The sequence below is a fragment of the Actinomadura litoris genome, from assembly GCF_009733595.1.
Taxonomy (GTDB): Bacteria; Actinomycetota; Actinomycetes; order Streptosporangiales; family Streptosporangiaceae; genus Spirillospora; species Spirillospora litoris.
The window spans coordinates 716,537-741,166 of record NZ_WOFH01000001.1 but is presented as its reverse complement, the minus strand read 5'-3'; the positions used below and the strand labels follow the sequence as shown (position 1 = coordinate 741,166).

The window sequence follows — 24,630 nt, the reverse complement described above, 5'->3', positions numbered from 1 at the left end:
GATCGTTGCCCAACTGCACCACTCTTCGTAGGTGATCATTTGCGCTAAGCAAAACCGGCCGCGGGCAGGACGTGTTCATGGCATCGAGCACGGCGGGGCTCCGCGGCCGGACCCGTACCTCCACCTGGGGTGCGATGCTGCGCTTCGCCGCCCTCTCCACCGGGGTGACGATCGGCGCGGCGTGGCTGATGCCGTCCGCTTCCGCCAAGCCCGCCCCCAGCGCGCGGGACGTGGAGCGGAGCGAGCACGCGGTCGAGGACCGTGCGGCGGAGGTCGGCCGGACCAAGGCGATGCTCGCCCAGGCGGACGGCGAACTCGACAGGCTCGCGGTCGCGGCCGAAAGCGCCATCGAGCGCTACAACGGCGAGCGGGTCAGACTGGAGCAAGCCCACCGGACCTACCGCGACGCCCAGGCGCGACTCGTCCAGGCAAGGCGGCGGGTGGCGGAGAACCAGGCCGCGCTGGCGACGTTCGCGGCGCAGGCCTACCAGCACAACACGGGCTACGACCAGATGTCGTCCGCCGTCTCCGGTCACGGCGGCCCCCAGGGGTTCATGGACCGGGCGGGAATGGTGGAGGTGCTCGCCGAGCAGCGTGCGGGCGCGCTCCGCCGGGTGGAGGCGTCCGAGACCGTGGCGGGCGTCTTCCGTAAGCAGGCGGAGGACGCGTTCAAGGAGCAGGGGGACGCGACCGGACGCGCGGAGGACGCCAAACGGCACGCGCAGGACGCGGTGGATGTGCAGCAGGCATCCGTCCAACGCATAGCCGCGGTGAAGCGGAAGCTGGAGTCTCGCCTGGCCGAAGCGGAGACGCATGCGGCCCGGCTCAAGCGCGCGCGGGCGCAGGCGTTGGAGGCCGCGGAGACCCGATCGGCCTACGAGGGTTCAGGCCGTCCGGCCGCCGGCCTGGCCATGTCCAGGACGCGCGGTGTCATCGTCGCGCGGGCGGCGCTCCGGTGGCTCGGCACGCCGTACTCCTGGGGCGGGGGCACGGCGAGCGGGCCGAGCCTCGGTACCGGGCAGGGCGCGAGCATCTACGGCTTCGACTGCTCCGGCCTGTCCATGTACGCGTGGGCCCAGGCGGGTGTCCGGCTCGACCACTGGACGGGTACGCAGTGGACGTCCGGCCCGCACGTCCCGGTGAGCGAGCTTCGTCCGGGGGATCTGGTCTTCTTCGCCAAGGACACGTCCAACCCCGACACGATCCACCACGTCGGCATCTACCTCGCCCAGGACCGGATGGTGGAAGCGCCCTACACGGGTGCGCGCGTACGGATCTCCAGCATCCACCGGAACGACCTGATCGGCGCCACACGCCCCGCAGGCTGAGCTGCTCTTGAGCCGATCCGCATCCGTATCCGGCCCCGCAGGGGACGCCTGGAAGGCGAGAACCCTTCCGCACGGTGTCCCGTGCGGAAGGGTTCTCCAGGAGCCCGTTTCGCGGGCGGCGGCGGGAGCGGACCAGCGCCGACCGCCAAGCGACGTCCCGAGTCGCGCGGTGTCGTCCTGGGGCGGAGCCCCGACGGTCACCAGGGCCGGGAGCCCCTCAGTGCCCGCCCTGGTCGGCGGCGCGCTTGCGGGAGCGCTCGATCTCGACCTCGGCCTCGACCCGGCCCACCCAGCTCGCGCCCTCCACGGACTTACCGGGCTCAAGGTCCTTGTACACCTCGAAGAAGTGCTGGATCTCCAGCCGGTCGAACTCGGCGACGTGGTGGATGTCGCGCAGGTGCTCCATGCGCGGGTCCGTCGCGGGGACGCACAGGACCTTGTCGTCACCACCGGCCTCGTCCGTCATCCGGAACATGCCCACCGCGCGGCAGCGGATGAGGCAGCCGGGGAACGTCGGCTCCTGCAGCAGGACCAGCGCGTCCAGGGGGTCGCCGTCCTCGCCGAGCGTGTCCTCGATGAACCCGTAGTCGGCGGGGTACTGCGTGGAGGTGAACAGCATGCGGTCGAGCCGGATTCGGCCGCTCTCGTGATCCACCTCGTACTTGTTCCGCTGGCCCTTGGGGATCTCAATGGTGACGTCGAAATCCAAGATGTCCTCCGCTCCCTGCGCGGTCGCAGTGAATAGTCTTTCGGGAGCCTGTGCGGGCGAGGCCGCCCCCAACAGGGTGGGTGTTCCCTTATATAAGGATGTCGCACGTTGGTGGTTGCTGAGTGGGAGAGGGGCGGTCACGTGCCTGGACGGGGCCGGACCCTGGCAGTGATGTCATTGTCCCTCCTTATTGTCTTCACCGTCGTGGCGGGGGTGGCAGTGGCGAAACTCACACCACAACGGCACCTGTCGCCCCAGCCCCCCTCCGTCGCCGAGCGCGATCTCGTGCGGGCGTCGGCCGTGGTGCCCGCCGCCGATCCCACCGGGGGACGCCCGCCGAACGCCTCCGCCCTCGCCGGACGGCTGTCACCCCTGATCGGTGGCCCGGGCGGGAAGGTTAACGCGGTCGTCATCGACGCCGTGACCCGGCATCCGCTGTTCGACCTGCGCGCCGGGCAGCCGGCCACCCCGGCGTCCACCACGAAGCTGGCGACATCGGTGGCGGTGCTGGCGTCGGCCGGGCCCCGGCACCGGATCACCACCAAGGTCGTGCGCGGTGCCGGCGGCGGAATCGTACTGGTCGGTGGCGGGGACCCCACCCTCACCGCCCTCCCGGAGCGCCCCGGCGGGGGCCATCCGCCCTACGCCTCGCTCTCGGAGCTGGCCAGGCAGACCGCCGCGAACCTCAAGTCGTCCGGAGTGAGGCGCACGCGAGTGGACTACGACACGTCCGCCTATCAGGGCCCCCGCGCCGCCGCCAGTTGGAAGCCCAACTACCTCCCCGACGGTGAGCTCGCTCCTGTCACCGCGCTGACCGTGGACGAGGGACGGGTCGCTCCCGCGGGTTCGGCGCACAAGACCCGGGTCGCCAACCCGCCCGCCGCGGCGTCGGCCACGTTCGCGCGCCTGCTGTCCCGGTACGGGGTGTCCGCCAAGGCGGGACGGATGGTCACCGCGCCGAAGGCCGCGGCGCAACAGGGCGCGGTCCAGTCGCCCCCCGTGTCCGCTCTGGTCGAGCATCTACTGACCGACAGCGACAACGATGTGGCCGAGGCGATGGCCAGGCAGGTCGCCATCAAACTGGGGCGCCCGCCGTCGTTCGCGGGGGCGGCCCAAGCGGTGCACGACGTCCTCGCCAGGCTCGGCGTCGCGAACGGCGTGCAGGTCAACGACGGCAGCGGGCTGTCGCCCCAGAACCGGATCTCGCCGGTCGCGCTCGCACGCATCGTCTCCCTCGCGGCCGGCCCCGACCGCCCCGACCTGCGGGCCGTCATCACGGGCCTGCCCATCGCGGGCTTCTCCGGGACGCTGAGCCCGCCCCGCTACACGGTTCCGGCGAGCCAGGGCGGGGCCGGGATCGTGCGCGCGAAGACCGGCACGCTGTCGGGCGTCAGCACGCTCGCGGGCATCGCCTATGACGCGGACGGACGACTGCTGGCGTTCGCCTTCATGGCGGGCGACGGCAAGGCGCCGGTGGACCCCGGAAAACTCGACAGGCTCGCCGCCGCCGTCGCGACGTGCGGATGCGGCTGATGGGTCGCGTGTCGACGGCTGGGGCGGATGCTGCGGCCGACCTCCGCCGCACGGGGTTTCGGCCTGGCTGAACTGGTCTTATCGGCAGGCCGCCCGGGTGTGGGCGGGCCCGTACGGGAGATAACCAGAACGGTTGTTCGTTGAACGATCGTGCAGGGGCGCTCCGGCGCCGTCTCCGAAACGTACGGTGGAGTACATGAGCGCCTCAATGATCGACTGGAACGTGGCGGTCCAGGCCGGTACCCGGCTCGTCAGGCCGGGGCCCCAGGTCAGCCAGGCGGAGGCCCGTGAGGTCGTGACGGAGCTCCGCGAGCTGTCCAGGCTCGCCCACGGACACGTCCGGGAATTCACCGGCATGGCCTCCGAGGTCGATCCGGCCCCCGCGACGATCGTCGACCGGCCCGGCTGGATCCGGGCCAACGTCGACGGTTTCCGGGTGGTGCTCGAACCGCTCATGGAGCAGATGTCCGAACGTCGCGGGACGGGCGGGCTGGGCGGGCTGGGTGGCGCGGGCAACGTGGTCGTCCAAGCCGTCGGTTCCAGGGTCACGGGCATGCAGGTGGGCGCGATCCTCGCCTACATGGCGAGCCGCGTCCTCGGGCAGTACGAGCTGTTCCTGCCTCCGGACCCGTCCGGCCGCGCTCCGACGGGCAGGCTCACCCTGGTCGCGCCCAACATCGTGCATGTCGAGCAAGAGCTGGGCGTGGAATCACGGGACTTCCGCCTCTGGGTGTGCCTCCACGAGGAGACGCACCGCGCCCAGTTCACCGGCGTTCCCTGGCTGCGCGAGTACGTGCAGGACCAGATGACCAAGTTCCTCCTCGCGTCCGACCTGGACCCCGGCGTCATGCTGGACCGCATCCGGGACGCGGCGGAGGCCGTCGCCGACGCCGTCCGGGGCGGTGACGCCAACCTCATCGACGCGATCCAGAGCCCCGAGCAGCGCGAGATCCTCGACCGGCTCACCGCGGTGATGACGCTGGTGGAGGGCCACGGCGACTACGTCATGGACGCCGTCGGCCCGGAGGTCGTCCCTTCCGTGCAGCAGATCCGGTCGCGCTTCCAGGGGCGGCGGGACGGCGGCTCCAGGCTGGACAAGACGATCCGGCGGCTGCTCGGCATCGACCTGAAGATGAAGCAGTACGCCGAGGGCTCGCGGTTCGTGCGGAGGGTCGTCGCCGAGACCGGCATGTCCGGCTTCAACAAGGTCTGGCAGTCGCCGGAGTCCCTGCCGACGCACGACGAGATCAAGGAACCGGCGCTGTGGATAGCGCGGGTGGTCGGTCCCCAGGCGATCGACGTGGCTCCGCCGGAGGCCAACGAGGCCTGAGCCGGAGCGGCCGATCCCGGCGCCCGCACCGGTTCCCGCACGCCGAATATGTCGGCGGGTGGTGGTAGAGGTGGCGCATGGGGCCTGATCCGGCGGTGGCGGCGGTACGTCACGCTGTGCGGGGGGCGCTCGCCTCACTGCCGCCCGGCGCGATGGTGCTCGCGGCCTGTAGCGGCGGGGCCGACTCGCTGGCGCTCGCCGGGGCGCTGGCGTTCGAGGCGCCGCGCTCCGGACGCCCGGCGGGCGCGGTCACGGTCGACCACGGCCTCCAGGAGGGCTCCGGGGCCCGCGCGGACACCGTCGTCCGCGTGCTCACGGGCCTCGGCCTGGACCCGGTCGGATCGGTCGCCGTCACGGTGGGGGCCGAGGGCGGAATGGAGAACGCCGCCCGCAACGCCCGCTACGCGGCCCTGGACGAGGTCGCCCAGCGGTTCGACGCCGCCGCGGTCCTCTTGGGCCACACCAGGGACGACCAGGCCGAAACCGTTCTGCTGGGGTTGGCGCGGGGTTCCGGTACGCGCTCCCTGTCCGGCATGGGCTCGTCCTTCACACGCACATGCTCCACCCCAGAGCGCGTGGCGACCGTGCTCTACCAACGGCCTCTGCTGGAACTCGGCAGGGCGACCGTGCGCAGGGCCTGCCTCGCCATGGGGTTGGAACCGTGGGACGACCCCCACAACGATGACCCGGTCTACACGCGCGTACGCGTCCGCCATGAGGCCCTCCCCGTCCTGGAGAAGGCGCTGGGCCCCGGCGTGGCCGAGGCGCTGGCGAGGACGGCCCGGATGCTCCGCGACGACGCCGACGCCCTCGACGAGCTGGCCGAGGCCGCGTACGCGGATCTGACGGCCTCCGAACAGGCCGGCCCCACCCGTGGGGGCGACGGCCCCCGCGCCCTTGTCACGCTTCGTCTGGACGGGCTAGGCGACCTGCCCAGGGCCGTCCGCACCCGTGTGTTGCGGATGGCGGCGATCGAGGCCGGAAGCCCACCCGGTACGCTCGCGGCCGTCCATGTCGATGCAATGGATCGGCTGGTCACGGCCTGGCACGGCCAGCGGCACGTCGACCTGCCCGGGGGTCTTCGCACGTTCCGGCGGTATGGCAGGCTGCTGTTCGGCCCGGCCTGATATCGCGTCGCAGGCGCCGATCGGCGCGTCCGCCGCGCGGCGGCGCCCGTCCGCCGGGCAAGCGAGTGTCACAGCGATGAGGGTGGGGTTGTGGACGAGAAGGACCTGGGCACGGACCTGGCGAAGGTACTGATCCCCGAGGACCGGTTGCAGGCCAAGGTGCGGGAGTTGGCCGAGCAGATCGACGCCGACTACGCGGGCAGGGACCTGCTCCTCGTCGGGGTCCTGAAGGGCGCCGTCATGATCATGGCGGACCTCGCGCGCGCCCTGCACACGCCCGCGTCGATGGACTGGATGGCGGTCTCGTCGTACGGCTCCGGGACCAAGTCGTCCGGTGTGGTGCGGATCCTCAAGGACCTGGACACCGACATCATCGACCGCCACGTCCTGATCGTGGAGGACATCGTCGACTCGGGTCTGACCCTGTCGTGGCTGGTGAGCAACCTCCTGTCGCGTGGGCCCGCCTCGCTGGAGATCTGCGCGCTGCTGCGCAAGCCCGAGGCGGTCAGAACCGACATCGACGTGCGCTACATCGGGTTCGACATCCCCAACGAGTTCGTCATCGGGTACGGCCTCGACTACTCGGAGAAGTACCGGAACCTGCCATTCGTCGGCACGCTCGCCCCGCACGTGTACGGAGGGGACAGGGCCTGACGCGGGGGAGGGCCGCATAGGGAAGGCTTCACGCGGGAGCGGCGAGCGCGGGGTGACGGCGACTTGTGCCCCCCGTTCGATGGGGCGGTGCGGGCGCCGGACCGGTTCGCGCTTACTCTTGACCTGCGGCACCCGCCCCTGGACGGATGTGTTCCAGAGCCCCGGCTCGGGGCGGGCCCGGACCGGCGAAGAAATCGAGCGCCTCAGCGGCTGGTGAGGGGCTTGACAACGGCGCCGGGGAACAAGGGACCGTGACGGATCGTTGCAAAGGTCGTTGACGGGTATATGGAAAGGATCAGGAGATCGGCGCTGGCTGCGTCTCCTGTGTCCTGCGGTGTACCGTCGGTGTCCCCGGCCCTCGGGTCAGGGAGCCGCCCGAGGGAGGCCGCCTTGGTGAGTCCGGAGCCCCGGGATGCGGGCCTTTGGTTGGTCGCAGTGGCGCCCGCCCCCCGGGACGGGCGTGGATCGCACACAGACGTTGGTCAGGAGGGACGGGCCCCGAAGGGGTAACCGGATAAATGGACGTGAAGCGCTATTTTCGCGGGCCGCTGCTGTGGATCCTGCTGTTCGGCCTCTTGGTCGCCCTCGTCATGTGGGGCTTCAACCCCGGCCGTTCGTACGAGAAGACCGACACCTCCAAGGTCGTCCAGGAGATCGCCGCGGGCCAGGTGAAGTCCGCCAAGATCATCGACAAGGACCAGCGGATCGAGGTCACGCTCACCGACAACAAGACGCACCAGCAGGCGTCATGGGTCGACGGCCAGGGCGTGCAGTTGCAGCAGCAGTTGCAGAAGCAGGCCGACGCGGGCAAGCTGCCCGGCGGCTACAACGTCGACGTGCCCAAGCAGAGCTTCTTCCTGAACCTGCTGTTCAGCCTGCTGCCGATCGTCGTCATCGTGCTGATCTTCCTGTTCATCATGAACCAGATGCAGGGCGGCGGCTCGCGGGTGATGAACTTCGGCAAGTCCAAGGCCAAGCTCATCACCAAGGACACGCCCAAGACGACCTTCGCGGACGTGGCCGGGGCCGACGAGGCCCTGGAGGAGCTTGAGGAGATCAAGGACTTCCTGCAGAACCCGGCGAAGTTCCAGTCGATCGGCGCGAAGATCCCCAAGGGCGTGCTCCTGTACGGCCCGCCCGGCACCGGTAAGACGCTGCTGGCGCGCGCGGTGGCCGGTGAGGCCGGGGTGCCGTTCTACTCGATCTCCGGATCCGACTTCGTCGAGATGTTCGTCGGTGTGGGCGCCTCCCGGGTGCGCGACCTCTTCGAGCAGGCCAAGGCCAACGCCCCCTCGATCATCTTCATCGACGAGATCGACGCGGTCGGCCGGCACCGCGGCGCCGGCCTCGGCGGCGGGCACGACGAGCGCGAGCAGACCCTCAACCAGCTCCTGGTGGAGATGGACGGGTTCGACGTCAAGGGCGGCGTGATCCTCATCGCGGCGACCAACCGCCCCGACATCCTCGACCCGGCGCTGCTGCGTCCCGGGCGCTTCGACCGCCAGGTCACCGTCGACCGTCCCGACCTGGAGGGCCGCAAGGGCATCCTGCGGGTGCACGGCCGCGGCAAGCCGTTCGCGCCGGACGTCGACCTGGACGTCATCGCCCGCCGCACCCCGGGTTTCACCGGCGCGGACCTGGCGAACGTCATCAACGAGGCGGCGCTGCTCACGGCGCGCTTCGACCGCAAGCTCATCGACATGGACACCCTTGAGGAGTCCATCGACCGCGTCATGGCGGGCCCGGAACGCAAGACCCGGGTGATGTCGGAGAAGGAAAAGAAGATCATCGCCTACCACGAGGGCGGGCACGCTCTGGTGGCGCACGCGCTGCCGAACGCCGACCCCGTGCACAAGGTGACGATCCTCCCCCGCGGGCGCGCGCTGGGCTACACCATGACGCTGCCCATGGAGGACAAGTTCCTCACGACCCGCTCGGAGATGAACGACCAGCTCGCGATGCTCCTGGGCGGGCGCACCGCCGAGGAGCTGGTGTTCCACGAGCCGACGACGGGCGCGGCGAACGACATCGAGAAGGCGACCTCCATCGCCCGCAACATGGTGACCGAGTACGGCATGAGCGAGCGCCTGGGCGCCCGCAAGTTCGGCACCGGCGCGGGCGAGGTCTTCCTGGGCCGCGACGTGGGCCACGAGCGCGACTACTCCGAGGACATCGCCTCCGCGATCGACGACGAGGTCCGCCGCTACATCGAGAGCGCGCACGACACGGCGTGGGAGATCCTCGTCGAGTACCGGGACGTCCTGGACGACCTGGTGGTCAACCTGATGGACAAGGAGACCCTGTCCAAGGACCAGGTGCTGGCGATCTTCGCGCCGATCACCAAGCGGCCGCACCAGAACTCCTACACCGGCTATGGCAAGCGCCTGCCGTCCGACCGTCCGCCGGTGCTCTCGCCCAAGGAGCTCGCGCTGCTCGGTCCGCAGGACGTGACGGACCTGACCAAGGGCAACGGCCAGGGCGGGGTGTCCGGCGGCGTCGGCTCCGAGTCCGTGGACCCGGCCCAGGGCGAGAGCTGATCGCCTTGGCCATTCCGTACGACGAGGCGCCGATCAGGGACGACCCCCCGGGCTTCGACCACGCCCGGATCGAGAAGGCCGTGCGCGAGATCCTGTTCGCGATCGGGGAGGACCCCGAGCGCGACGGGCTCCGCGACACCCCCGCGCGCGTGGCGCGGGCGTACGCCGAGCAGTTCGCCGGCCTGCGCCAGCGTCCCGAGGACGCGCTGACGACGGTGTTCGACGCCGACCATGAGGAAATGGTCCTGGTGAAGGACATCGAGGTGTACAGCGTGTGCGAGCACCACCTGGTGCCCTTCCACGGCGTCGCCCACGTGGGGTACACGCCGAACAAAAAGGGGCAGATCACCGGCCTGTCGAAGCTCGCCAGGCTGGTGGACGTGTACGCGCGCCGCCCGCAGGTGCAGGAGCGGTTGACCAGCCAGGTCGCGGACGCGCTGATGAGCGTCCTGGAGCCGCGCGGCGCGATCGTGGTGATCGAGGCCGAGCACCTGTGCATGACGATGCGGGGCGTGCGCAAGCCGGGCGCGAAGACCGTGACGTCCGCGGTCCGCGGCGACTTCCGCGATCATCCCGAGACGCGCGCCGAGGCGATGAGCCTGATCCTCACGCGCTAGCGCCGGTCGGCCCTTCTCCGGGCCTCTCAAGGCATCTGAACGGGCCTCAGCGACGAGCTGGGGCCCGTTCGGCGCGTCTCAGGGGTCCCGGCAGACCCGCCGGAGGTCCGGCGTACCGAGAGCCGCCGCGGGCCTCCGCGCCGTCGCGACGATCTTTCCGGGCGGCTCGACGATCTTCTGCCGATGCCGCGCTCGGACGTCTCAGGTGGTCGTTCGCCAGGGACGCCGGAGGCGTTCCCGGTGGTCCCTGTATGCGCGCGCGAGCCGGTGTCCGGTAGGCCCTGGGGCGCGCCCCGGAGTGCTGAGATCAAGGCATAGGGTTGGTCATATGACCAGTGCCGTTGTTCCGGGGCTGCCCGCGCCAGGGCGCTGCCTCGTGATGGGCGTGGTCAACGTGACCCCCGACTCGTTCTCCGACGGCGGCTCCTGGTTCGACGCGGACAAGGCCGTCAGGCACGGGCTGGACCTCGTCGCCGAGGGCGCCGACATCGTCGACGTGGGCGGGGAGTCCACCCGGCCCGGAGCCCAGCGAGTGTCGCTGGACGAGGAGCTCCGCCGCGTCATCCCCGTCATCGAGGCGCTCAGGGACGAGAACGTTCCCGTCAGCGTCGACACCATGCGGGCCGAGGTCGCCGAGGCCGCGGTGGCGGCGGGCGCCCGGCTGGTGAACGACGTGAGCGGCGGCCTGGCCGACCCCGAGATGCCCCGTGTCGTGGCCTCCGCCGGCGTCCCCTACGTCGTGGTCCACTGGCGCGGCCACAGCCACGACATGCAGACCCGCGCGGTGTACGCCGACGTCGTCCGCGAGGTCCGTGAGGAACTCCTCCGCCGCGTCGACGCGGTCCTGGAAGAGGGCGTGGACCCGTCGCTGATCGTGCTGGATCCGGGGCTCGGTTTCGCGAAGAGCCCCAAGGCCGGGCACAACTGGGCGCTGCTGGCGCACCTGGAGGAGCTCACCGGAACCGGCTATCCCGTTCTCGTGGGCGCCTCCCGCAAGAGCTTCCTGACGACCCTCCTGGCCGACCCCGACGGTACGCGCCGTCCGTTCGCCGAATGCGACGACGGCACCGTGGCGACCTCGGCGCTCGCCGCGTACGGCGGGGCGTGGTGCGTGCGCGTGCACCGCGTCCGGCCCAACGTCGACGCCGTCCGCGTGGCCGCCGCCATGCGCGCGACCCGTCCGCTGGAGCCCGAGCACGATGTCCCCGACGCCGAACCTGCCGCGGCGGACGGTCGCGCCGAATCCGGGAGCGACGACCGATGAGCCACGCAGTGAACCGCGCCGATCTGGACGAGGTCCACGCCGAGTTCTACGCCGCGTTCGAGGCCGGTGACTTCGACCGGATGTCGGCCGTATGGGCGGACGGCCGGTTCGCCGACGGCGTCTCCTGCGTGCATCCGGGCTGGGCGATGCTCAGGGGGCGCGAGGAGGTCCTGCGCTCCTGGGCCCTCATCATGGCCAACACGCCCTACATCCAGTTCGTGCTGACCGACGTCGAGACCGATGTTTACGGCGATCACGCGGTGGTCACTTGCAAGGAGAACGTTCTCACCGCCGACGAGGACACCGAATCGGGGTTCCTCGCCGGCGGCAGCATCGTCGCCACCAACGTGTTCGTCCGGTCGGACGGTGAGTGGCGGCTCCTGCTCCACCATGGTTCACCCGTGCTCAACGTCGTCGATGCAGAGGAAGAATGACTCTCGACCACATCGAACTGCGCGGCCTGCGCGCCCGGGGCCGGCATGGCTGCCTGCCCGCCGAACGCGAACTCGGGCAGGAGTTCGTGGTGGACGTCGTCCTCGGCCTGGACACGCGTCCGGCCGCGGAGGGCGACGACCTCTCGCGTACCGTCGACTACGGATCGCTCGCCGACCGGCTCGTCGCCGCCGTCCAGGGTGATCCCGTCAACTTGATCGAAACGCTTGCCGAGAGGCTCGCGAAGATATGTCTGGAAGACGCGACGGTGGTGGAGGCCGAGGTCACCGTCCACAAGCCCAGCGCCCCGGTGCCGCACCCCTTCACGGACGTGGCCGTGAAGATCAGGAGGAGTCGCCCATGACAGCGTCCGACCGCATGCCCGACCGCACCGCGACCGGCGGGCACATGCTGGTCCAGCACCGCGTCGTGTTCTCACTCGGCAGCAACCTCGGCGACCGCCTGGACAACATCCAGGAGGCCGTGGACGCGCTGTTCGACGCCCCCGGGCTGGAGTTCGTGGCGTTCTCCCCCGTCTACGAGACCGCCCCCTTCGCGCCTCCCGGCGAGACGATCCCCGAACAGGGCGACTACCTCAACATCGTCCTGGTCGCCGACACCCGTCTGCCGCCGGAGAACCTGCTCGAACGCGTCCTCAACATCGAGAACTCCATGAGCCGTGTCCGCGAGGTCCGGTGGGGCCCCCGCACGCTCGACATCGACATCGTGGTGTTCGGCGACATCGCCATGGACGACCCCGCGCTGACCCTCCCGCACCCCCGCGCGCACGAGCGGGCGTTCGTGCTCGTCCCGTGGGCCGACATCGAGCCGGACGTGCTGCTGCCCGGGCACGGCCGTGTCGGTGACCTCGCGCAGGCCAAGCAGGCGGAGGGGGGACCGTCGGCCGTCCGCCGCCGGGGCGACCTGACGCTCCAGCAGCCTGCATGAGACCGTCCCGCCCGCTGTTCCTCATCGCCCTCGTCGTCGTCATAGGCGTGAGCACCTGGGCGGTGCTGCGCACGGCCTACGTCTCGCTGCCGCCGCTCCCGTGGACGGCCGTCCCGACGCTGCTGCTGCTGGCGCTGGGCGAGGGCTTCACCGGTGTGAACGTGCTGCGCCGCATCCGCCGCAAGCCGGGCACCAAGCCGGTGGAGCCGCTCGTGGTCGCGCGCATGGCCGCGCTGGGCAAGGCCAGCGCGCATGCGGCCGCGGTCCTGGCGGGAGTCTTCGCGGGGTTCGCCGGCAGCCTCGCCGACTCCCTCGACAAGCCGACCCCCCGCCACGACTTCTTCGTCAGCGGGGGGACGTTCCTGGCCGCCGTCGTACTGGCCGGAGCCGCCTTCTTCCTGGAGTACGCATGCCGCGTCCCCAAGGACCCGAACGAGGAGGAGCACAACCGCGGCGCCTCCCGCGCCTGACCCCCGCCCGCCCCTGGAGCCCGGTCTGCTAGTAGAGGAGCGTGCTCCAGAGCGGGGCTATTTGTCGATGTCGCCCACGACGAAGAACATCGAGCCGAGGATCGCGATCATGTCGGCGACCAGGTTGCCCGGCAGCAGCTCCGCCAGCACCTGGATGTTGTTGAACGACGCCGACCGGAGCTTCAACCGCCACGGGGTCTTCTCGCCGCGTGACACCAGGTAGTAGCCGTTGAGGCCGAGGGGGTTCTCCGTCCAGGCGTAGGTGTGGCCCTCCGGGACCTTCAGGACCTTCGGGAGCCGCTGGTTGATCGGCCCCGGCGGAAGCTCGGCGAGCCGGTCCAGGCAGGCGTCGGCGATGTCCAGGGACGCGTACACCTGGTCCAGAAGGCATTCGAACCGGGCGAGGCAGTCGCCCTCCTGGCGGGTGACCACGCGGACGGGGAGTTCGCCGTAGGCCAGATACGGTTCGTCCCGCCGCAGGTCGAAGTCCACACCGGACGCGCGCGCGATCGGCCCGGACACCCCGTACTGGAGGATCTGCTCGCGGGTGAGGACGCCCACGTTCCGGGTGCGTGCGCGGAAGATCTCGTTGCCCATGATGAGGTCCGCGATGTCGCTCATGCGCGCCCGGACCTCGGTGACGGCGTGCCGCGCGCGTCCCGTCCAGCCTGCGGGCAGCTCCTCCTTCAGGCCGCCCACACGGTTGAACATGTAGTGCATGCGTCCGCCGGAGACCTCCTCCATCACCCGCTGCAGCACCTCGCGCTCGCGGAAGGCGTAGAAGATCGGCGTGATGGCGCCCACCTCCAGCGGATAGGACCCGAGGAACATCAGGTGGTTGAGGACGCGGTTGAGCTCCGCCAGCAACGTCCTCGCCCATACGGCGCGGACCGGAACCTCCATCCCCAGCATCCGCTCCACGGCGAGCACGACTCCGAGCTCGCTGGAGAACGCCGAAAGCCAGTCGTGCCGGTTGGCCAGCACGATGATCTGCCGGAAGTCGCGCACCTCGAACAGCTTCTCCGCGCCGCGGTGCATGTAGCCGATGATGGGCTCGGCGGCCGAGATCCGCTCGCCGTCCAGCGTCAGCCGCAGCCGCAGCACGCCGTGCGTGGACGGGTGCTGGGGCCCGATGTTCAGGGTCATGTCCTCGGTCGCGAGCTCCTTGGCGCCCGCACCGATACCGACGATTCGTTCGGTGGTCATGGTCGCGTCTCCGCCGCTCCGATCACCGCCTCATAGTCGCATGGCGAGCGGTCGGCGTTATCCGGTTGACTAGGAGGCGATGAACGCGAGCCGTGGCGAACCGCCATATGAGCCCGCCGCAAACCCGGGATCGCAGGGCGCGGCGCATCCGTTGCCGCCACCGGATCCTGCTCGGGGTGGGGCAGGCCGGGACGGGCCGGGCCCAGGCGCGGCGCCCCCCGTGGCGGGGCAGATCCCGGCAGGCTACGCGGCGCACGGCCGGGGCGGCGCGGTGGCCGCGCCCCCGGCCTACCCGGCGGATCAGGCGTTCGCGCCGGGGAACGGGCTCCACTGGTCGCCCATCTCCAAGCGCCACACCTGGCACCGGTTGACCACGGCCGTACTGTGGGCGATCCCCGTCGGCGCCCTCGGGGCCTTCCTGGTGTGGCGGAACGGCGGCGGGGCGGTGGCCGCCGCCATGTGGCTCGCCGCCTTGGCGCTCGTGGTCGTCCTCGCGGGACTCATGGCCGAGATGGGGCGCCGCTCCCTCGGCTACGCGGAACGGGGTGACGACCTCATCGTCACGCATGGGGTACTCGTCAAGCGGCTCATCGTCGTCCCCTACGGGCGGATGCAGTTCGTGGACGTGACGGCCGGGCTTCTGGAGCGGTGGATGGGAATCGCCACCGTCCGCATGCACACCGCCGCCGCGGCCACCGATGCCACCATCCCGGGCCTGCCCGCGACGGAGGCCGGACTGCTGCGCGATCGGCTCGCCCAGAAGGGCGAGGAGCGGAGCATGGGCCTATGAGCGGCCCTCCTGGCCCTCCTCCAGAAAACGGGGGTTCTCCCTACGGGCCACACCCACATCAGCAAGGGCCGTATGGAGCGCCCGGCCATGCCGGGCCGGTCGGACCATATGGCGCTCCTGGGCAGAACGGCCCTCCTGGGCAGCCGGGTCCGTATGGGCGGCCTGGGCCGTATGGTGCGCCCGTCCCTAACGGAGCACCGGGCCCCTTCGGGCCGCATGGGCCGTATGGGCCTGGGGGGCGCCCTCCTTATGGGCCTCCTCGCCCGCCGTACGGTCCGCCTCATGGGTATGGAGTTCCGCCGGGTTATGGGCCGCCCCCACCGGTGCGGTTCTCGGAAGGCACGCACAGGCTGCACTGGGCGACGGCGCCGCTGCGAGCGTTCTTCATCCTCATCGTGTACTTCGTCCTGCTCGGTTTTCCGCTGCTGCTCACGCAGACCGATGAGGGTGTGACCATCGAGCTCACGCCCGAGGTGATCGCCAGGTTCCTGGTCGTGACCCTCCCGATGATGCTGATCGCCGTGGGCTCCGGCCTGTGGGCGTGGCTGGGGCTGCGCTTCCGTGTGGACGGTGACGACCTCGTCGTCGAGACCGGGCTGCTGCGCAAGCGCAAGCGCCGCATACCGCTGTCGCGCGTCCAGGCCATCGACCTCGTCCGTCCGCTGGTCACTCGCGTTTTCGCCCTCGCCGAGGTGCGGGTGGAACTCGCCGGGGGCGAGCAGAGCGAAATCGCACTGCGCTATCTCGGACGCGGTTCCGCCCAGCAACTACGGGCCGAACTCCTCGCGCGGGCGGCCGGGCTGCCGGGCCATACACCCGAGGCGCCCGAACGCCATCTGTGGCGCGTGCCCTTCGGCGCGCTGTTCGGATCCCTGCTGATACGGCTCCCGGTGATCGGGACGATCGTCCTGTTCCTGGCCTCGCTGGTGTTCCTCGTGGCCTACGCGGAAGGCGGCATGCTGGCCGTCACCGTGCCCGCGCTGCTCGGCCTGATCCGCGCCGTCATCGCGCCGCTGGTCATGTACGCCAACTTCACGGTCGCGATGTCACCGGACGGCATCCGCCTGCGTTACGGGCTGCTGGAGACCCGCATGCAGACCCTTCCGCCCGGACGCGTGCAGGCGGTCAGCATCGTCGAACCGGCGCTCTGGCGCGCCCTGGGGTGGGCCCGGATCGAGGTCACCGTCGCGGGATACGCGGGCGAGCGTCAGGCCCTCTCCTCGACCCTCCTGCCGGTGGCGCCCCGGCAGGTCGCCATGTACCTCGTGTCGCAGGTGTTCCCAGGGACGAACATCGACGCGCTGCCGCTCGTCCCCGCGTCGTCGAAGGCCGTGACCATCGACCGCGCGGGTGGCGCCGGTACCGACGACGTGGTGTTCGTGGCCCGCCACGGCTGGCCCTGCCGCCGTACCGACGTCATCGCGCACGCTCGCGCGCAGAGCGTGCGCCTGACGGCCAACCTGTTCCAGCGGCTCAAGGGGCTGGCGACGGTCCACGTGGACGCGCCGCCGGGGCCGGTGCAGGTCGCCACGTCCGCCCGGGACCTGGGCGAGGCGCGCGCGATCGTCGATTCGACCGCCCGGCGGGCCCAGGCGGCCCGCCGGACCTCAGGCGACACGACCCACTGGGCGACCCGCTGACCGGCGGCCTTCTCGCTCGCCCAGGAACCGCGGCGGAGCGCGACACACCCCGCTGGGCCGCTCGCTGGCCGCCGCCGCGTCCTGTTCGTCCAGCACCCGCGGCGGGGCGGGCCACGTATGAGGTCGGGCCCCGCCGAACACGGCTTCTCCGTCATCCCCGCCCGCGCGGCGGGCGGGTCACATATGAGGTCGCGGCCCTCGGCGTCCTACGCGCGCATGCCGGTCGGCAACCGCCCGCTCCGGATCGCGGCAGTGGACCGGCGAGAAGATCGTGCTGCGGACCCCCGCCAGGCACGCGCGAGGTCGCCGTGAAGATGATGCCGGACGTCGCACCAGGCTCGGTTGCCGACCGGCGGCCGTCGTGCCCGACCGGGGTCTGCGGCGTAGAGCGACACGACCCTCCCGGGGCTTCACTGACCGGCCGTCGTCCGTTCGTCCGGGAACTGTGGCGAGGAGGGGCACGCCCCGCTGGGCCCTCTCGCCGGCCGGGCTATCCACAGAACGCCGTTCTACTTTTGCCCCCGGCGCCCCGCCCCCACCATGGAGTTGGTCGGCCCGTCCGAGAGGGGGAGGGCGGGCCGACCGCCCGAAACACACGAGTGATCGTCAGGAGGTGAGGGTCAGGACCTCGTGCAGGCGGGCGGCGAAGGCACGCGGAAACGCGGTGTTGCCGTTGTGCCCGCCGGGGAACTCCACGAGCGGGGTGTTGAGGAGGGAGGCCAGCTCCTCGGCGCACTGATGGTTCCAGGCGTTCTTCGAATCGGCTCCTGCGGCGGGCACGATCCGCGTGCTCGCGGCGGCCGCGGCGACCTCGTCGGGCCCGAGAGCGCTGCGCCGAAGCTCGGAAACGTCATTGGTCAGGTAGTACGTCATGTTGGCGGCCCGATCCTCGGTCATCGGCACCAGGGTGACGCCGGACTCGGTCTCCATGCGGGAGGGGTCGAGCCCGGTGGCGGCGGCGACCATCGCGATGGCGGCACGCCAGCCGCCCGCCCGGGCGGTGGTCTCCACCTCGCCCAGCATGCGCTCGATCCGGGCGCGATCGGAAGGAGGCAGCAAACCGGGCGCGGCCACGTCATGGGCGACGAGCGTGGAGAGTTGCCCGGGGTGCGTGGCGGCCAGGTGAAGCCCGTAGAGCGCGCCCAGACTGCACCCGAGCATGAGCGCTGGCTCGTCGGTGAGGTTCGCCAGCAGATGGTGGACGTCCTCGGCGTGCGTCTCGGGTGGGACGGGCGCGGACGGGTCGGCGACGGTGGTCCGCGAAAGCCCGCGCCGGTCATAGGTGACCACGGTGTAGTGCTCGACCAGCCGGTCGACCATGTCCACGCTCCGCCGCGCGTCCCCCTCGCCGCTCTGACCGATCACCAGCAGCGGCCCGTCCCCTCTGACCTCGTAGTACAGCTCGGCTCCAGGTACGGGGAGCATCGCGCTCTTGGTGGCTGCCATGTCTTCTACGTCCTCTCAAGACGAGGTCGCTCGGGTGAGAGCGAGGTTGATCGGATTGCCGGGGGAGGCGGTGAGAGCAGTGCGCCGGTCTTCGTGCTGCGGCGCGCGTGGTGCGACGCCGGTGTTGCGGCGTCCGTGTTGCGGTGCCGGTGCTGCGGTTCTCGCGCGAAGAAGAGGGGTCGCGGTCCCGGATGAGCTGCCGGGCCGTCGGCGCCGGGGAGCGGTGAATACGGTCAGCCCCCTGCCAGTCGTCAGGGGGAGCGGTTCGGGCGGACGGGTGTGGGCGGTTGGGCCCGGGCGGGGTTGAGCGAAGGGTCTCTGGAGGAAGGGCGGTTGAGCGAAGGCCTCTGGGTGAGGGGCGGCTGGGAGAAGGCCCCTGAATGGGGGAAGCGGCGCTGGATGTAGGGAGGGTGGTGGGTGGGCGAAGGGATGGCGAAGAGGCGGGCGAAGGCGTGGGCGAAGGGGGGCGAAGGGGTGGGGGTGGGTGGTTGGGCGGGGGTTGTTGGTGGGGAGCTTAATGGATCTATTTAGATGTATCAACTTTGATGTATCTTGTTAGATGTAAGTTGAGGGGGTGAACGGAGTTCAGCTGTTCTTGTTGGGGCGGGCGTTGATGAAGGTCGGGGAGGAGGCGATGCCTGCGGCGCGGGGTGGGGAGCGCGGGGGGACCCGGGCGGTGCTGATCGTGTTGAGCGATGTCGTCGAGCATCCGGACACGGCCGTCGGGGAGATCGCCGAGCGCACCGGGTTGCCGCAGAGTCAGGTCTCGATGGCGGTCGCGCGGCTCAGGGAGGCGGGATCGGTGGTCACGGCGCCGGATCCGGCGGATCGGCGGCGGTCGTTGGTGCGCAAGGCCGGTGAGGTGTCCGAGCGGGTGGCCGAGGTACGCGCGGCGGGCATCGAGGGGGCCTTGACGGCGGCTCTGGGCGGGCCGGAGCACGTCCCGGAGGTGACGGCGGCGCTGGAGACGCTGGCGCGCCATCTGATGCCCGGTTCTCTCACCGATTTGCCCTCGGAATGAGGCGATCACGGGCTTATCGTCGGAACCATGAACGAGCTGGCCTATGATCCGTGGTCGCCCGACTTCGTCGCCAACCCCTATCCCGTCTTCGAGTGGCTGCGTGATGAGCGTCCGGTGTTCTTCCATGAGCCCAGCGGCCAATGGGTGATCAGCAGGTACGAGGACGTGAACGCGCTGCTGCGGGACCGGCGGCTCGGGCGCACCTACCTGCACATCGCCGGGCACGAGGAGTTCGGGCAGGAGCCGGAGACCGAGTTCCTCAGACCGTTCTGGGATCTCGTCCGCGCCGGGATGCTCGACATGGAGCCGCCCACGCACACGCGGCTGCGGCGGCTCGTCTCCAAGGCGTTCACGGCGCGGATGGTCGAGGGGCTGCGGCCGACGATCCAGCGGCTCGCCGGGGAACTGGCCGAGTCCCTGGCGGCCAAGGGCGGCGGCGACCTGCTCGCCGAGGTGGCCGAGCCGCTGCCGGTGAACGTGATCGCCGAGATGCTCGGCGTGCCCGTCTCGGACCGGCACCTGCTGCGTCCCTGGTCCGCCGACATCTGCGGTATGTACGAGCTGAATCCGCCGGTGGACGTGCAGCGGACGGCCGTCCGGGCCGCCGCCGAGTTCTCCGACTACCTGCGTGAGCTGGCACGGTCACGGCGGAACGAGCCGCGCGACGATCTGATCAGCGCGCTCGCCCAGGTCGTGGACGGTGGCGACCGGCTCACCGAGGACGAGCTGATCGGCACCTGCGTCCTGCTGCTCAACGCGGGCCACGAGGCCACGGTCAACACGACCGGAAATGGGTGGTGGGCACTGTTCCGCCACCCGGGGGAACTGGAGCGGCTGCGCGCCGACGCCTCGCTCGTCCCCACCGCGATTGAGGAACTGCTGCGGTATGACACTCCGGCGCCGATGTTCGAGCGGTGGGTACTGGAGGACATCACCGTTGCCGGAATCGATATCCCGCGCGGTGCCGAGGTCGCGCTTCAGTTCGCGTCCGCCAATCGCGACCCAGAGACGTTCGCCGATCCCGACCGCCTTGACCTGGGACGGGACCCGAACCCGCACATCACGTTCGGCCTCGGCATCCATTACTGCCTGGGCGCGCCGCTGGCCCGGATCGAACTCGCGGAGTCCTATGGCGCGCTCCTGCGCCTTGCCCCCGACCTCCGTCTGACGGACGAGCCCAAATGGAAGTCCGGCTTCGTCCTGCGTGGCCTGGAGGCCCTCTACGTCGAATGCTGATCTGGGAGCCGGTTCGGCTTGTTCGGCCTGGCGGAGTTCAACCGTGACGACCATCCGAGCTGTGATCGGCGCGCCGGGGCCGCCCCGCGCGCTGGCGCTTCATCGCTTGCGGACGTGAGGGCGCGCGGTTTCTTGTCCCCCAGTCCCTGGGGCTAGTTGTTGGCCCCTGGGAAGGCGTGTCCCTGCGCCGTCGCGGTCATCGCTTGCAGGCGTTAGGGGAGCGCGGTGTCGTGTGCCGGCGGCCTGCCGCTTGTCACCCTGTCGCCTTGTCACCCTGTCGCCTCATGCCTTGTCGCCGCGTCGGCCCGTCGTTGCTGCGGCGGGGTGCTGTTACTCGGGAAGGCCATGTGCTCCGGAAAAGCGCTGTGATGCCGGAAAAGCGCTGTGGTGCCGGAAAAGCGCTGTGGTGCCGGAAAAGCGCTGTGGTGCCGGGACGGTGCTGTGGTGCCGGGACGGTGCTGTGGTGCTGGGAAGGTGCCGTGGTGCTGGGAGGGCGTTGTGGTGCTGGGAAGGTGCCGTGGTGCCGGGAGGGCGTTGTGGTGCCGGGACCGGTGCTGTGGTGCTGGGAAGGTGCCGTGGTACCGGGAGGGTGTTGTGGTGCTGGGAGGGCGTTGTGGTGCTGGGAGGGTGCCGTGGTGCCGGGAGGGTGCTGTGGTGCCGGGGGCCCGTTGTTGCGCGGGACGCTCTGCTGCGGGGGGAGACGCTGGGACGTTCGCGGTTGTGGGCGGGGGCTGCGGGGTGGGGTGGGGCTTATGGGGTCTCGGTCAGGGAGGCCGGGAGGGGGATCTGGACGGATTGGGCCAGCCAGCCGAAGCCGCCCAGGCCGGAGGGGTCGGTCAGCTCGGCGTCCTCGCCCGCGTGGCAGAGGGCGGTCAGGTAGGCGCGCGGGTCCTGGTGGGCCTGGGCCGTCGGGGGGCGGGCGCCGGAGAGGCCGAGGCCGCGTAGGGCGGCGCGCTGGGTGGTCAGGAGGGTGGAGGTGGCGCCCGCGCGTTCGCCCGCGACGACGCAGGCGTCAAGGGCGACGTGGGCGGTGACGTCGCAGGAGCCGTCCGGGACGGCGGGGACCGTGGAGCCGTCGCGGTAGCCGGTCAGGGTGCCGTAGGGCGGACGGGACTCGCGGTGGTGCGAGTAGTCGACGGCGATCGCGAGGCCGCGGCGGAGCCGCCCGATGACCGAGGCCCAGGCGGCGCAGCGGGGGTGGCCGATCTCGGCGCGGTCGCCCGCCTCGCGCAGGGGCCACCAGCGCTCCAGCCAGTCGCGGTCCTCGGCGGTGGGCTCGGGACCGGTGCGCTCGGCGCCGCTGGACGGGTCGACCAGCACGGTGCGGACGCCGTCCGGGGTGTGCTCGGCCACGTCCAGCGGGATGTTGTCGAGCCACTCGTTGGCGACCGCCAGGCCGGTGATCTCGGTGGGAAGGTCGGCGCGCCAGGTGATGCGGGCGGGAACGTCGGACGGGCGCGGCGCGATCTCCACGGCGGTCGGCGCGAGCCGGTCGGCGAGGGCGGGGGGCGCGCAGGCCAGCACGTTGGCCAGGAGCCGTCCGGAACCGGCGCCGATGTCGACGATGTCCAGCCGGGCGGGATGGCCGAGCGCGGCGTCGATCTCGGCCAGCAGCCGGGCGATCGCGGCGGCGAAGCGGGGGGAGGCGGTCACGGAGGTGCGGAAGTGCTCGGCGGGGCGTTCCCCGCGCCGGTAGAAGCCCTCCTCGCCGTACAGGGCCCGCTCCATCGCGGTGCGCCAGGTCAGCCATTCGGTCACGGGCATCGGCACTCCTGTGAGGTTACCGTGGGTCGCCGCCGCCGAGGTCCATCCTTGGGGTGGAGCCGGTTCCGACTTGCGGCTGATCCGAGGCTGACCTGCGTGTCCTTACGCTGACGGCATGGCCCCGAGGTTCTGGGAGTGGTTGCGCGGCAGGAAGCCGCTGGTCGACGCGTTCCTCGTCGCGCCGGTGCTGGTACTGGTGTTCCCGGTGCTGCTCGGCAACGGTCCCGATCTGAGCGGGAACAGATATGTGGCGGTCACGGCCGCGCTGCTGGTGCCGATGGTGCTGCGCCGGACGTTCCCCCGGACGGTCTTCGCGGTCGTCGCCGCCGTCTCGTTCGTCCAGTGGGCGCTGCACATCCCCGTCCTGCCCGCGAACATCGCCATCCTGATGGGGATCTACACCGTCACGGCGGGCTGCGCCTTCCGGTGGGGGGTGGCCACAGCGCTGATCGGCGAGCTGGGGACGCTCATGGCGACGCTCCGGTACCCGGTCGACGCGAACGACAGGAAGTTCACGTTCCTCGCGATGACGGCGGTGGTGGCGGGCGTGTGGATCCTCGGCCTGCACATGCGGACGCGGCGCGCCTACCTGCGGTCGGTGGAGGAGCGCGCCGAGCGGCTGGAGCGCGAGCGGGACGCCGAGGTGCAGATGGCGATGGCCGCCGAGCGCGGCCGGATCGCGCGGGAGCTGCACGACGTCATCGCGCACAACGTCAGCGTGATCGTGGTCCAGGCGGACGGCGCGTCCTACGCCATCAACACCGACGTCGTGCGGGCGCGGCAGGCGCTGGAGACGATCTCCTCGACCGGACGGCTGGCGCTGGGGGAGATGCGGCGGCTGCTCGGCGTCCTGCGCGAGGACGACGACGCGGGCGAGTACGCGCCGCAGCCCGGGGTCGCGCAGCTCGATGACCTGGTGGAACAGCTCCGCGCCTCGGGGCTTTCGGTGACGATGGGCGTGGACGGCTCACCCGCGGCCATGTCGGAGGGGCGGCAGCTCACCGTGTTCAGGATCGTCCAGGAGGCTCTGACCAACACGCTTAAACACGGCGGATTGCGTGTGTCCGCCCATGTCCGGCTTTGCTATGCCGGGGACACCGTCGAGATCCGTGTCGTGGACGACGGGCGCGGTGCCGCCGCGGTCAACGACGGGCGCGGGCACGGCCTGGTCGGGATGCGCGAGCGCGCGGCGGTGTACGGGGGCAGCGTCCGGGCGGCGCCGCGTCCGGGCGGCGGGTTCGAGGTGGTCGCGCGGATCCCCGTCCGCGAGGCGGCGTGACCGGAGGGGTCCGCGGCTGGGTGTTGGGTGGGAGGTGGCAGGAGCGTGCTGGGAGGCAGTGTGGACGAGCTTGCGGACGAGGGCCCGATCCGGGTGGCCCTCGTCGACGATCAGGAGCTGGTGCGGGCCGGGTTCAAGATGGTCCTGGACGCGCAGCCCGACATCGATGTGGTGGGGGAGGCGGCCGACGGCGTTCAGGCGCTGGAGCTGCTGCGGGCCACGGCGGCCGACGTCGTCCTGATGGACGTGCGGATGCCCCGGATGGACGGCATCGAGGCCACCCGGCGGGTGGTGGCGGCGTCCGGGCCGAAGGTCGTGATCTTGACGACGTTCGACCTCGACGAGTACGCGTTCGCGGCGATCAAGGCGGGGGCGGGCGGGTTCCTGCTGAAGGACGCGGGCCCCGCGCAGCTCATCGAGGCGATCAAGGCGGTGCACTCGGGGGACGCGGTGGTCGCGCCGAGCACGACCAAGCGGCTGCTGGACCGGTTCGCGCTGCACCTGCCGGACGCGCAGGAGCGGGCGACCGGGGCGCTGGAGAGCCTGACCGAGCGGGAGGGCGAGGTGCTGCGGCTGGTCGCGCGCGGGATGTCCAACGCGGAGATCGCGGCGCGGCTGTATGTGTCGGAGGCGACCGTCAAGACGCACATGGGGCGGATCCTGATGAAACTGGGGCTTCGGGACCGGGTCCAGGCGGTCGTGTTCGCGTATGAGACGGGTCTGGTCAAAAGCGGCCAAAGAGACGACTCACCGTAACGACTTGGTCACCGCTTGATGACTATTGTCAGACAGCTTGGGGATTGCATTTCCGCTACCAGACGGTAGCTGGGTAACTACCGTACGCGATGCCATTCATGCGGATGGCCTCGGGCAATGTCCATCGGGTCCACCGAAACCCGACGTACGGGAGGATTCACGTGATCAAGAAGCTTGCCGCTACCGGCATCATCGGCTTCGCCGTCACCGGCTCGATCCTGACCGCCGGCCCCGCCTTCGCCGATGGCCACGGCCACGGGCACGGGCACGGCCACGGACACGGGCACGGCGGCCAGTTCTCGAACAACCACACCAGCGGTAACGGGTCGATCCTGGGCGGCAACCAGATCATCGCCCCGATCTCCATCCCGATCGACGTCTGCGGCAACGCGATCGCCGTCGTCGGCATCGCGAACGCCGGCTGCAAGGGCGGCGCGTCGGTGAACTACCTGAACCACTGAGCCGTCCCGGTCTCAGCCGCGAGCGCCGGGGTCCTTCGGGCCCCCGGCGCTCGCGCGCGTTCCGGACGCGTTGACCGACCTC

The 24,630-nt window shown here is 70.9% G+C and carries 23 protein-coding genes; 19 read left to right on the top strand and 4 right to left on the bottom strand.

Annotated features, from left to right (window positions below):
- The first annotated feature begins 77 nt into the window (after positions 1 to 77).
- Positions 78 to 1,328: a C40 family peptidase gene (locus GNZ18_RS03325; protein ID WP_246249337.1), complete on the top strand. Its 1,251-nt coding sequence runs from the start codon at positions 78 to 80 to the stop codon at positions 1,326 to 1,328.
- Positions 1,329 to 1,545: 217 nt separating this feature from the next.
- Here the strand turns inward: GNZ18_RS03325 and GNZ18_RS03320 are convergent, their stop codons facing one another.
- Entirely contained in the window at positions 1,546 to 2,037 is a 492-nt protein-coding gene (locus GNZ18_RS03320) for an inorganic diphosphatase (protein WP_156214539.1), read from the bottom strand.
- Between the two features lie 171 nt (positions 2,038 to 2,208).
- Here GNZ18_RS03320 and dacB point away from each other — a divergent pair, with 171 nt between their 5' ends.
- The 11 genes from dacB to GNZ18_RS03265 all read left to right on the top strand — a co-directional run bounded on the left by dacB (position 2,209) and on the right by GNZ18_RS03265 (position 12,949).
- A complete protein-coding gene (gene dacB / locus GNZ18_RS03315) occupies positions 2,209 to 3,570 on the top strand; it encodes a D-alanyl-D-alanine carboxypeptidase/D-alanyl-D-alanine endopeptidase (protein ID WP_156214538.1) in 1,362 nt (453 codons plus the stop codon).
- Between the two features lie 208 nt (positions 3,571 to 3,778).
- On the top strand, positions 3,779 to 4,900 hold the full coding sequence (locus GNZ18_RS03310; RefSeq protein WP_156214823.1) for an Rv3626c family coenzyme F420 biosynthesis-associated protein: 1,122 nt from the start codon (positions 3,779 to 3,781) through the stop codon (positions 4,898 to 4,900).
- 77 nt (positions 4,901 to 4,977) lie between these two features.
- Positions 4,978 to 6,027, top strand: a complete 1,050-nt coding sequence (tilS, locus tag GNZ18_RS03305; RefSeq protein ID WP_156214537.1) for a tRNA lysidine(34) synthetase TilS — start codon at positions 4,978 to 4,980, stop codon at positions 6,025 to 6,027.
- A gap of 90 nt (positions 6,028 to 6,117) precedes the next feature.
- Complete coding sequence (hpt, locus tag GNZ18_RS03300; protein WP_214616078.1) at positions 6,118 to 6,681, top strand: hypoxanthine phosphoribosyltransferase; 564 nt, start codon at positions 6,118 to 6,120, stop codon at positions 6,679 to 6,681.
- A gap of 518 nt (positions 6,682 to 7,199) precedes the next feature.
- The gene (gene ftsH / locus GNZ18_RS03295; RefSeq protein WP_156214536.1) at positions 7,200 to 9,218 is read left to right on the top strand and encodes an ATP-dependent zinc metalloprotease FtsH; all 2,019 of its coding nucleotides are present in this window, start codon (positions 7,200 to 7,202) and stop codon (positions 9,216 to 9,218) included.
- A 5-nt stretch (positions 9,219 to 9,223) separates the two neighbouring features.
- Entirely contained in the window at positions 9,224 to 9,835 is a 612-nt protein-coding gene (gene folE, locus GNZ18_RS03290) for a GTP cyclohydrolase I FolE (RefSeq protein WP_156214535.1), read from the top strand.
- 328 nt (positions 9,836 to 10,163) lie between these two features.
- Complete coding sequence (gene folP, locus GNZ18_RS03285; RefSeq protein WP_446678404.1) at positions 10,164 to 11,099, top strand: dihydropteroate synthase; 936 nt, start codon at positions 10,164 to 10,166, stop codon at positions 11,097 to 11,099.
- Entirely contained in the window at positions 11,096 to 11,533 is a 438-nt protein-coding gene (locus GNZ18_RS03280; RefSeq protein ID WP_156214534.1) for a nuclear transport factor 2 family protein, read from the top strand. The genes folP and GNZ18_RS03280 overlap by 4 nt, the downstream gene beginning before the upstream one ends.
- Positions 11,530 to 11,895 (top strand): dihydroneopterin aldolase, encoded by a 366-nt coding sequence (folB, locus tag GNZ18_RS03275; protein ID WP_156214533.1) that lies wholly within the window; start codon positions 11,530 to 11,532, stop codon positions 11,893 to 11,895. Before GNZ18_RS03280 ends, folB begins: the two co-directional genes overlap by 4 nt.
- Positions 11,892 to 12,479: a 2-amino-4-hydroxy-6-hydroxymethyldihydropteridine diphosphokinase gene (gene folK / locus GNZ18_RS03270; protein ID WP_156214532.1), complete on the top strand. Its 588-nt coding sequence runs from the start codon at positions 11,892 to 11,894 to the stop codon at positions 12,477 to 12,479. The genes folB and folK overlap by 4 nt, the downstream gene beginning before the upstream one ends.
- Positions 12,476 to 12,949: a DUF3180 domain-containing protein gene (locus GNZ18_RS03265; RefSeq protein WP_156214531.1), complete on the top strand. Its 474-nt coding sequence runs from the start codon at positions 12,476 to 12,478 to the stop codon at positions 12,947 to 12,949. Before folK ends, GNZ18_RS03265 begins: the two co-directional genes overlap by 4 nt.
- A 57-nt stretch (positions 12,950 to 13,006) precedes the next feature.
- On the opposite strand, the gene GNZ18_RS03260 is transcribed toward GNZ18_RS03265, so the two are convergent.
- Positions 13,007 to 14,155, bottom strand: a complete 1,149-nt coding sequence (locus GNZ18_RS03260) for an NADH-quinone oxidoreductase subunit D (RefSeq protein ID WP_156214530.1) — start codon at positions 14,153 to 14,155, stop codon at positions 13,007 to 13,009.
- A gap of 220 nt (positions 14,156 to 14,375) precedes the next feature.
- Here GNZ18_RS03260 and GNZ18_RS43520 point away from each other — a divergent pair, with 220 nt between their 5' ends.
- A complete protein-coding gene (locus tag GNZ18_RS43520; protein ID WP_312874275.1) occupies positions 14,376 to 14,945 on the top strand; it encodes a PH domain-containing protein in 570 nt (189 codons plus the stop codon).
- Positions 14,946 to 15,268: 323 nt separating this feature from the next.
- Entirely contained in the window at positions 15,269 to 16,585 is a 1,317-nt protein-coding gene (locus GNZ18_RS03250) for a PH domain-containing protein (protein ID WP_312874274.1), read from the top strand.
- Between the two features lie 606 nt (positions 16,586 to 17,191).
- Here the strand turns inward: GNZ18_RS03250 and GNZ18_RS03245 are convergent.
- Positions 17,192 to 18,031: an alpha/beta fold hydrolase gene (locus GNZ18_RS03245; RefSeq protein ID WP_156214527.1), complete on the bottom strand. Its 840-nt coding sequence runs from the start codon at positions 18,029 to 18,031 to the stop codon at positions 17,192 to 17,194.
- Between the two features lie 574 nt (positions 18,032 to 18,605).
- Between GNZ18_RS03245 and GNZ18_RS03240 the strand changes: the two genes are divergently transcribed.
- Both GNZ18_RS03240 and GNZ18_RS03235 read left to right on the top strand, forming a co-directional pair.
- Entirely contained in the window at positions 18,606 to 19,052 is a 447-nt protein-coding gene (locus tag GNZ18_RS03240) for a MarR family transcriptional regulator (RefSeq protein WP_312874273.1), read from the top strand.
- A gap of 27 nt (positions 19,053 to 19,079) precedes the next feature.
- Positions 19,080 to 20,288, top strand: coding sequence for a cytochrome P450 (locus GNZ18_RS03235; RefSeq protein WP_156214526.1), 1,209 nt, complete (start codon positions 19,080 to 19,082; stop codon positions 20,286 to 20,288).
- 750 nt (positions 20,289 to 21,038) lie between these two features.
- Here the strand turns inward: GNZ18_RS03235 and GNZ18_RS03230 are convergent.
- Positions 21,039 to 22,052, bottom strand: coding sequence for an SAM-dependent methyltransferase (locus GNZ18_RS03230; RefSeq protein WP_156214525.1), 1,014 nt, complete (start codon positions 22,050 to 22,052; stop codon positions 21,039 to 21,041).
- A gap of 115 nt (positions 22,053 to 22,167) precedes the next feature.
- Between GNZ18_RS03230 and GNZ18_RS03225 the strand changes: the two genes are divergently transcribed.
- The 3 genes from GNZ18_RS03225 to GNZ18_RS03215 all read left to right on the top strand — a co-directional run bounded on the left by GNZ18_RS03225 (position 22,168) and on the right by GNZ18_RS03215 (position 24,548).
- On the top strand, positions 22,168 to 23,331 hold the full coding sequence (locus GNZ18_RS03225) for a sensor histidine kinase (RefSeq protein WP_156214524.1): 1,164 nt from the start codon (positions 22,168 to 22,170) through the stop codon (positions 23,329 to 23,331).
- Positions 23,332 to 23,391: 60 nt separating this feature from the next.
- Positions 23,392 to 24,087 carry a response regulator gene (locus GNZ18_RS03220; RefSeq protein ID WP_308165865.1) on the top strand — a complete coding sequence of 232 codons (696 nt, stop codon included), beginning with the start codon at positions 23,392 to 23,394 and terminating at the stop codon, positions 24,085 to 24,087.
- Between the two features lie 98 nt (positions 24,088 to 24,185).
- Positions 24,186 to 24,548, top strand: a complete 363-nt coding sequence (locus tag GNZ18_RS03215; protein WP_312874272.1) for a chaplin family protein — start codon at positions 24,186 to 24,188, stop codon at positions 24,546 to 24,548.
- The last annotated feature ends 82 nt before the right edge of the window (positions 24,549 to 24,630 follow it).

Coding starts and splice junctions, on each gene's coding strand:
- GNZ18_RS03280 (WP_156214534.1), top strand. CDS start 11,096: ATGAGCCACGCAGTGAACCGCGCCGATCTGGACGAGGTCCACGCCGAG.
- tilS (WP_156214537.1), top strand. CDS start 4,978: ATGGGGCCTGATCCGGCGGTGGCGGCGGTACGTCACGCTGTGCGGGGG.
- GNZ18_RS03260 (WP_156214530.1), bottom strand. CDS start 14,155: ATGACCACCGAACGAATCGTCGGTATCGGTGCGGGCGCCAAGGAGCTC.
- ftsH (WP_156214536.1), top strand. CDS start 7,200: ATGGACGTGAAGCGCTATTTTCGCGGGCCGCTGCTGTGGATCCTGCTG.
- GNZ18_RS03310 (WP_156214823.1), top strand. CDS start 3,779: ATGATCGACTGGAACGTGGCGGTCCAGGCCGGTACCCGGCTCGTCAGG.
- folK (WP_156214532.1), top strand. CDS start 11,892: ATGACAGCGTCCGACCGCATGCCCGACCGCACCGCGACCGGCGGGCAC.
- GNZ18_RS03235 (WP_156214526.1), top strand. CDS start 19,080: ATGAACGAGCTGGCCTATGATCCGTGGTCGCCCGACTTCGTCGCCAAC.
- folB (WP_156214533.1), top strand. CDS start 11,530: ATGACTCTCGACCACATCGAACTGCGCGGCCTGCGCGCCCGGGGCCGG.
- dacB (WP_156214538.1), top strand. CDS start 2,209: ATGTCATTGTCCCTCCTTATTGTCTTCACCGTCGTGGCGGGGGTGGCA.
- folP (WP_446678404.1), top strand. CDS start 10,164: ATGACCAGTGCCGTTGTTCCGGGGCTGCCCGCGCCAGGGCGCTGCCTC.
- GNZ18_RS03325 (WP_246249337.1), top strand. CDS start 78: ATGGCATCGAGCACGGCGGGGCTCCGCGGCCGGACCCGTACCTCCACC.
- GNZ18_RS03225 (WP_156214524.1), top strand. CDS start 22,168: ATGGCCCCGAGGTTCTGGGAGTGGTTGCGCGGCAGGAAGCCGCTGGTC.
- GNZ18_RS03230 (WP_156214525.1), bottom strand. CDS start 22,052: ATGCCCGTGACCGAATGGCTGACCTGGCGCACCGCGATGGAGCGGGCC.
- GNZ18_RS03215 (WP_312874272.1), top strand. CDS start 24,186: ATGCGGATGGCCTCGGGCAATGTCCATCGGGTCCACCGAAACCCGACG.
- GNZ18_RS03265 (WP_156214531.1), top strand. CDS start 12,476: ATGAGACCGTCCCGCCCGCTGTTCCTCATCGCCCTCGTCGTCGTCATA.
- GNZ18_RS03245 (WP_156214527.1), bottom strand. CDS start 18,031: ATGGCAGCCACCAAGAGCGCGATGCTCCCCGTACCTGGAGCCGAGCTG.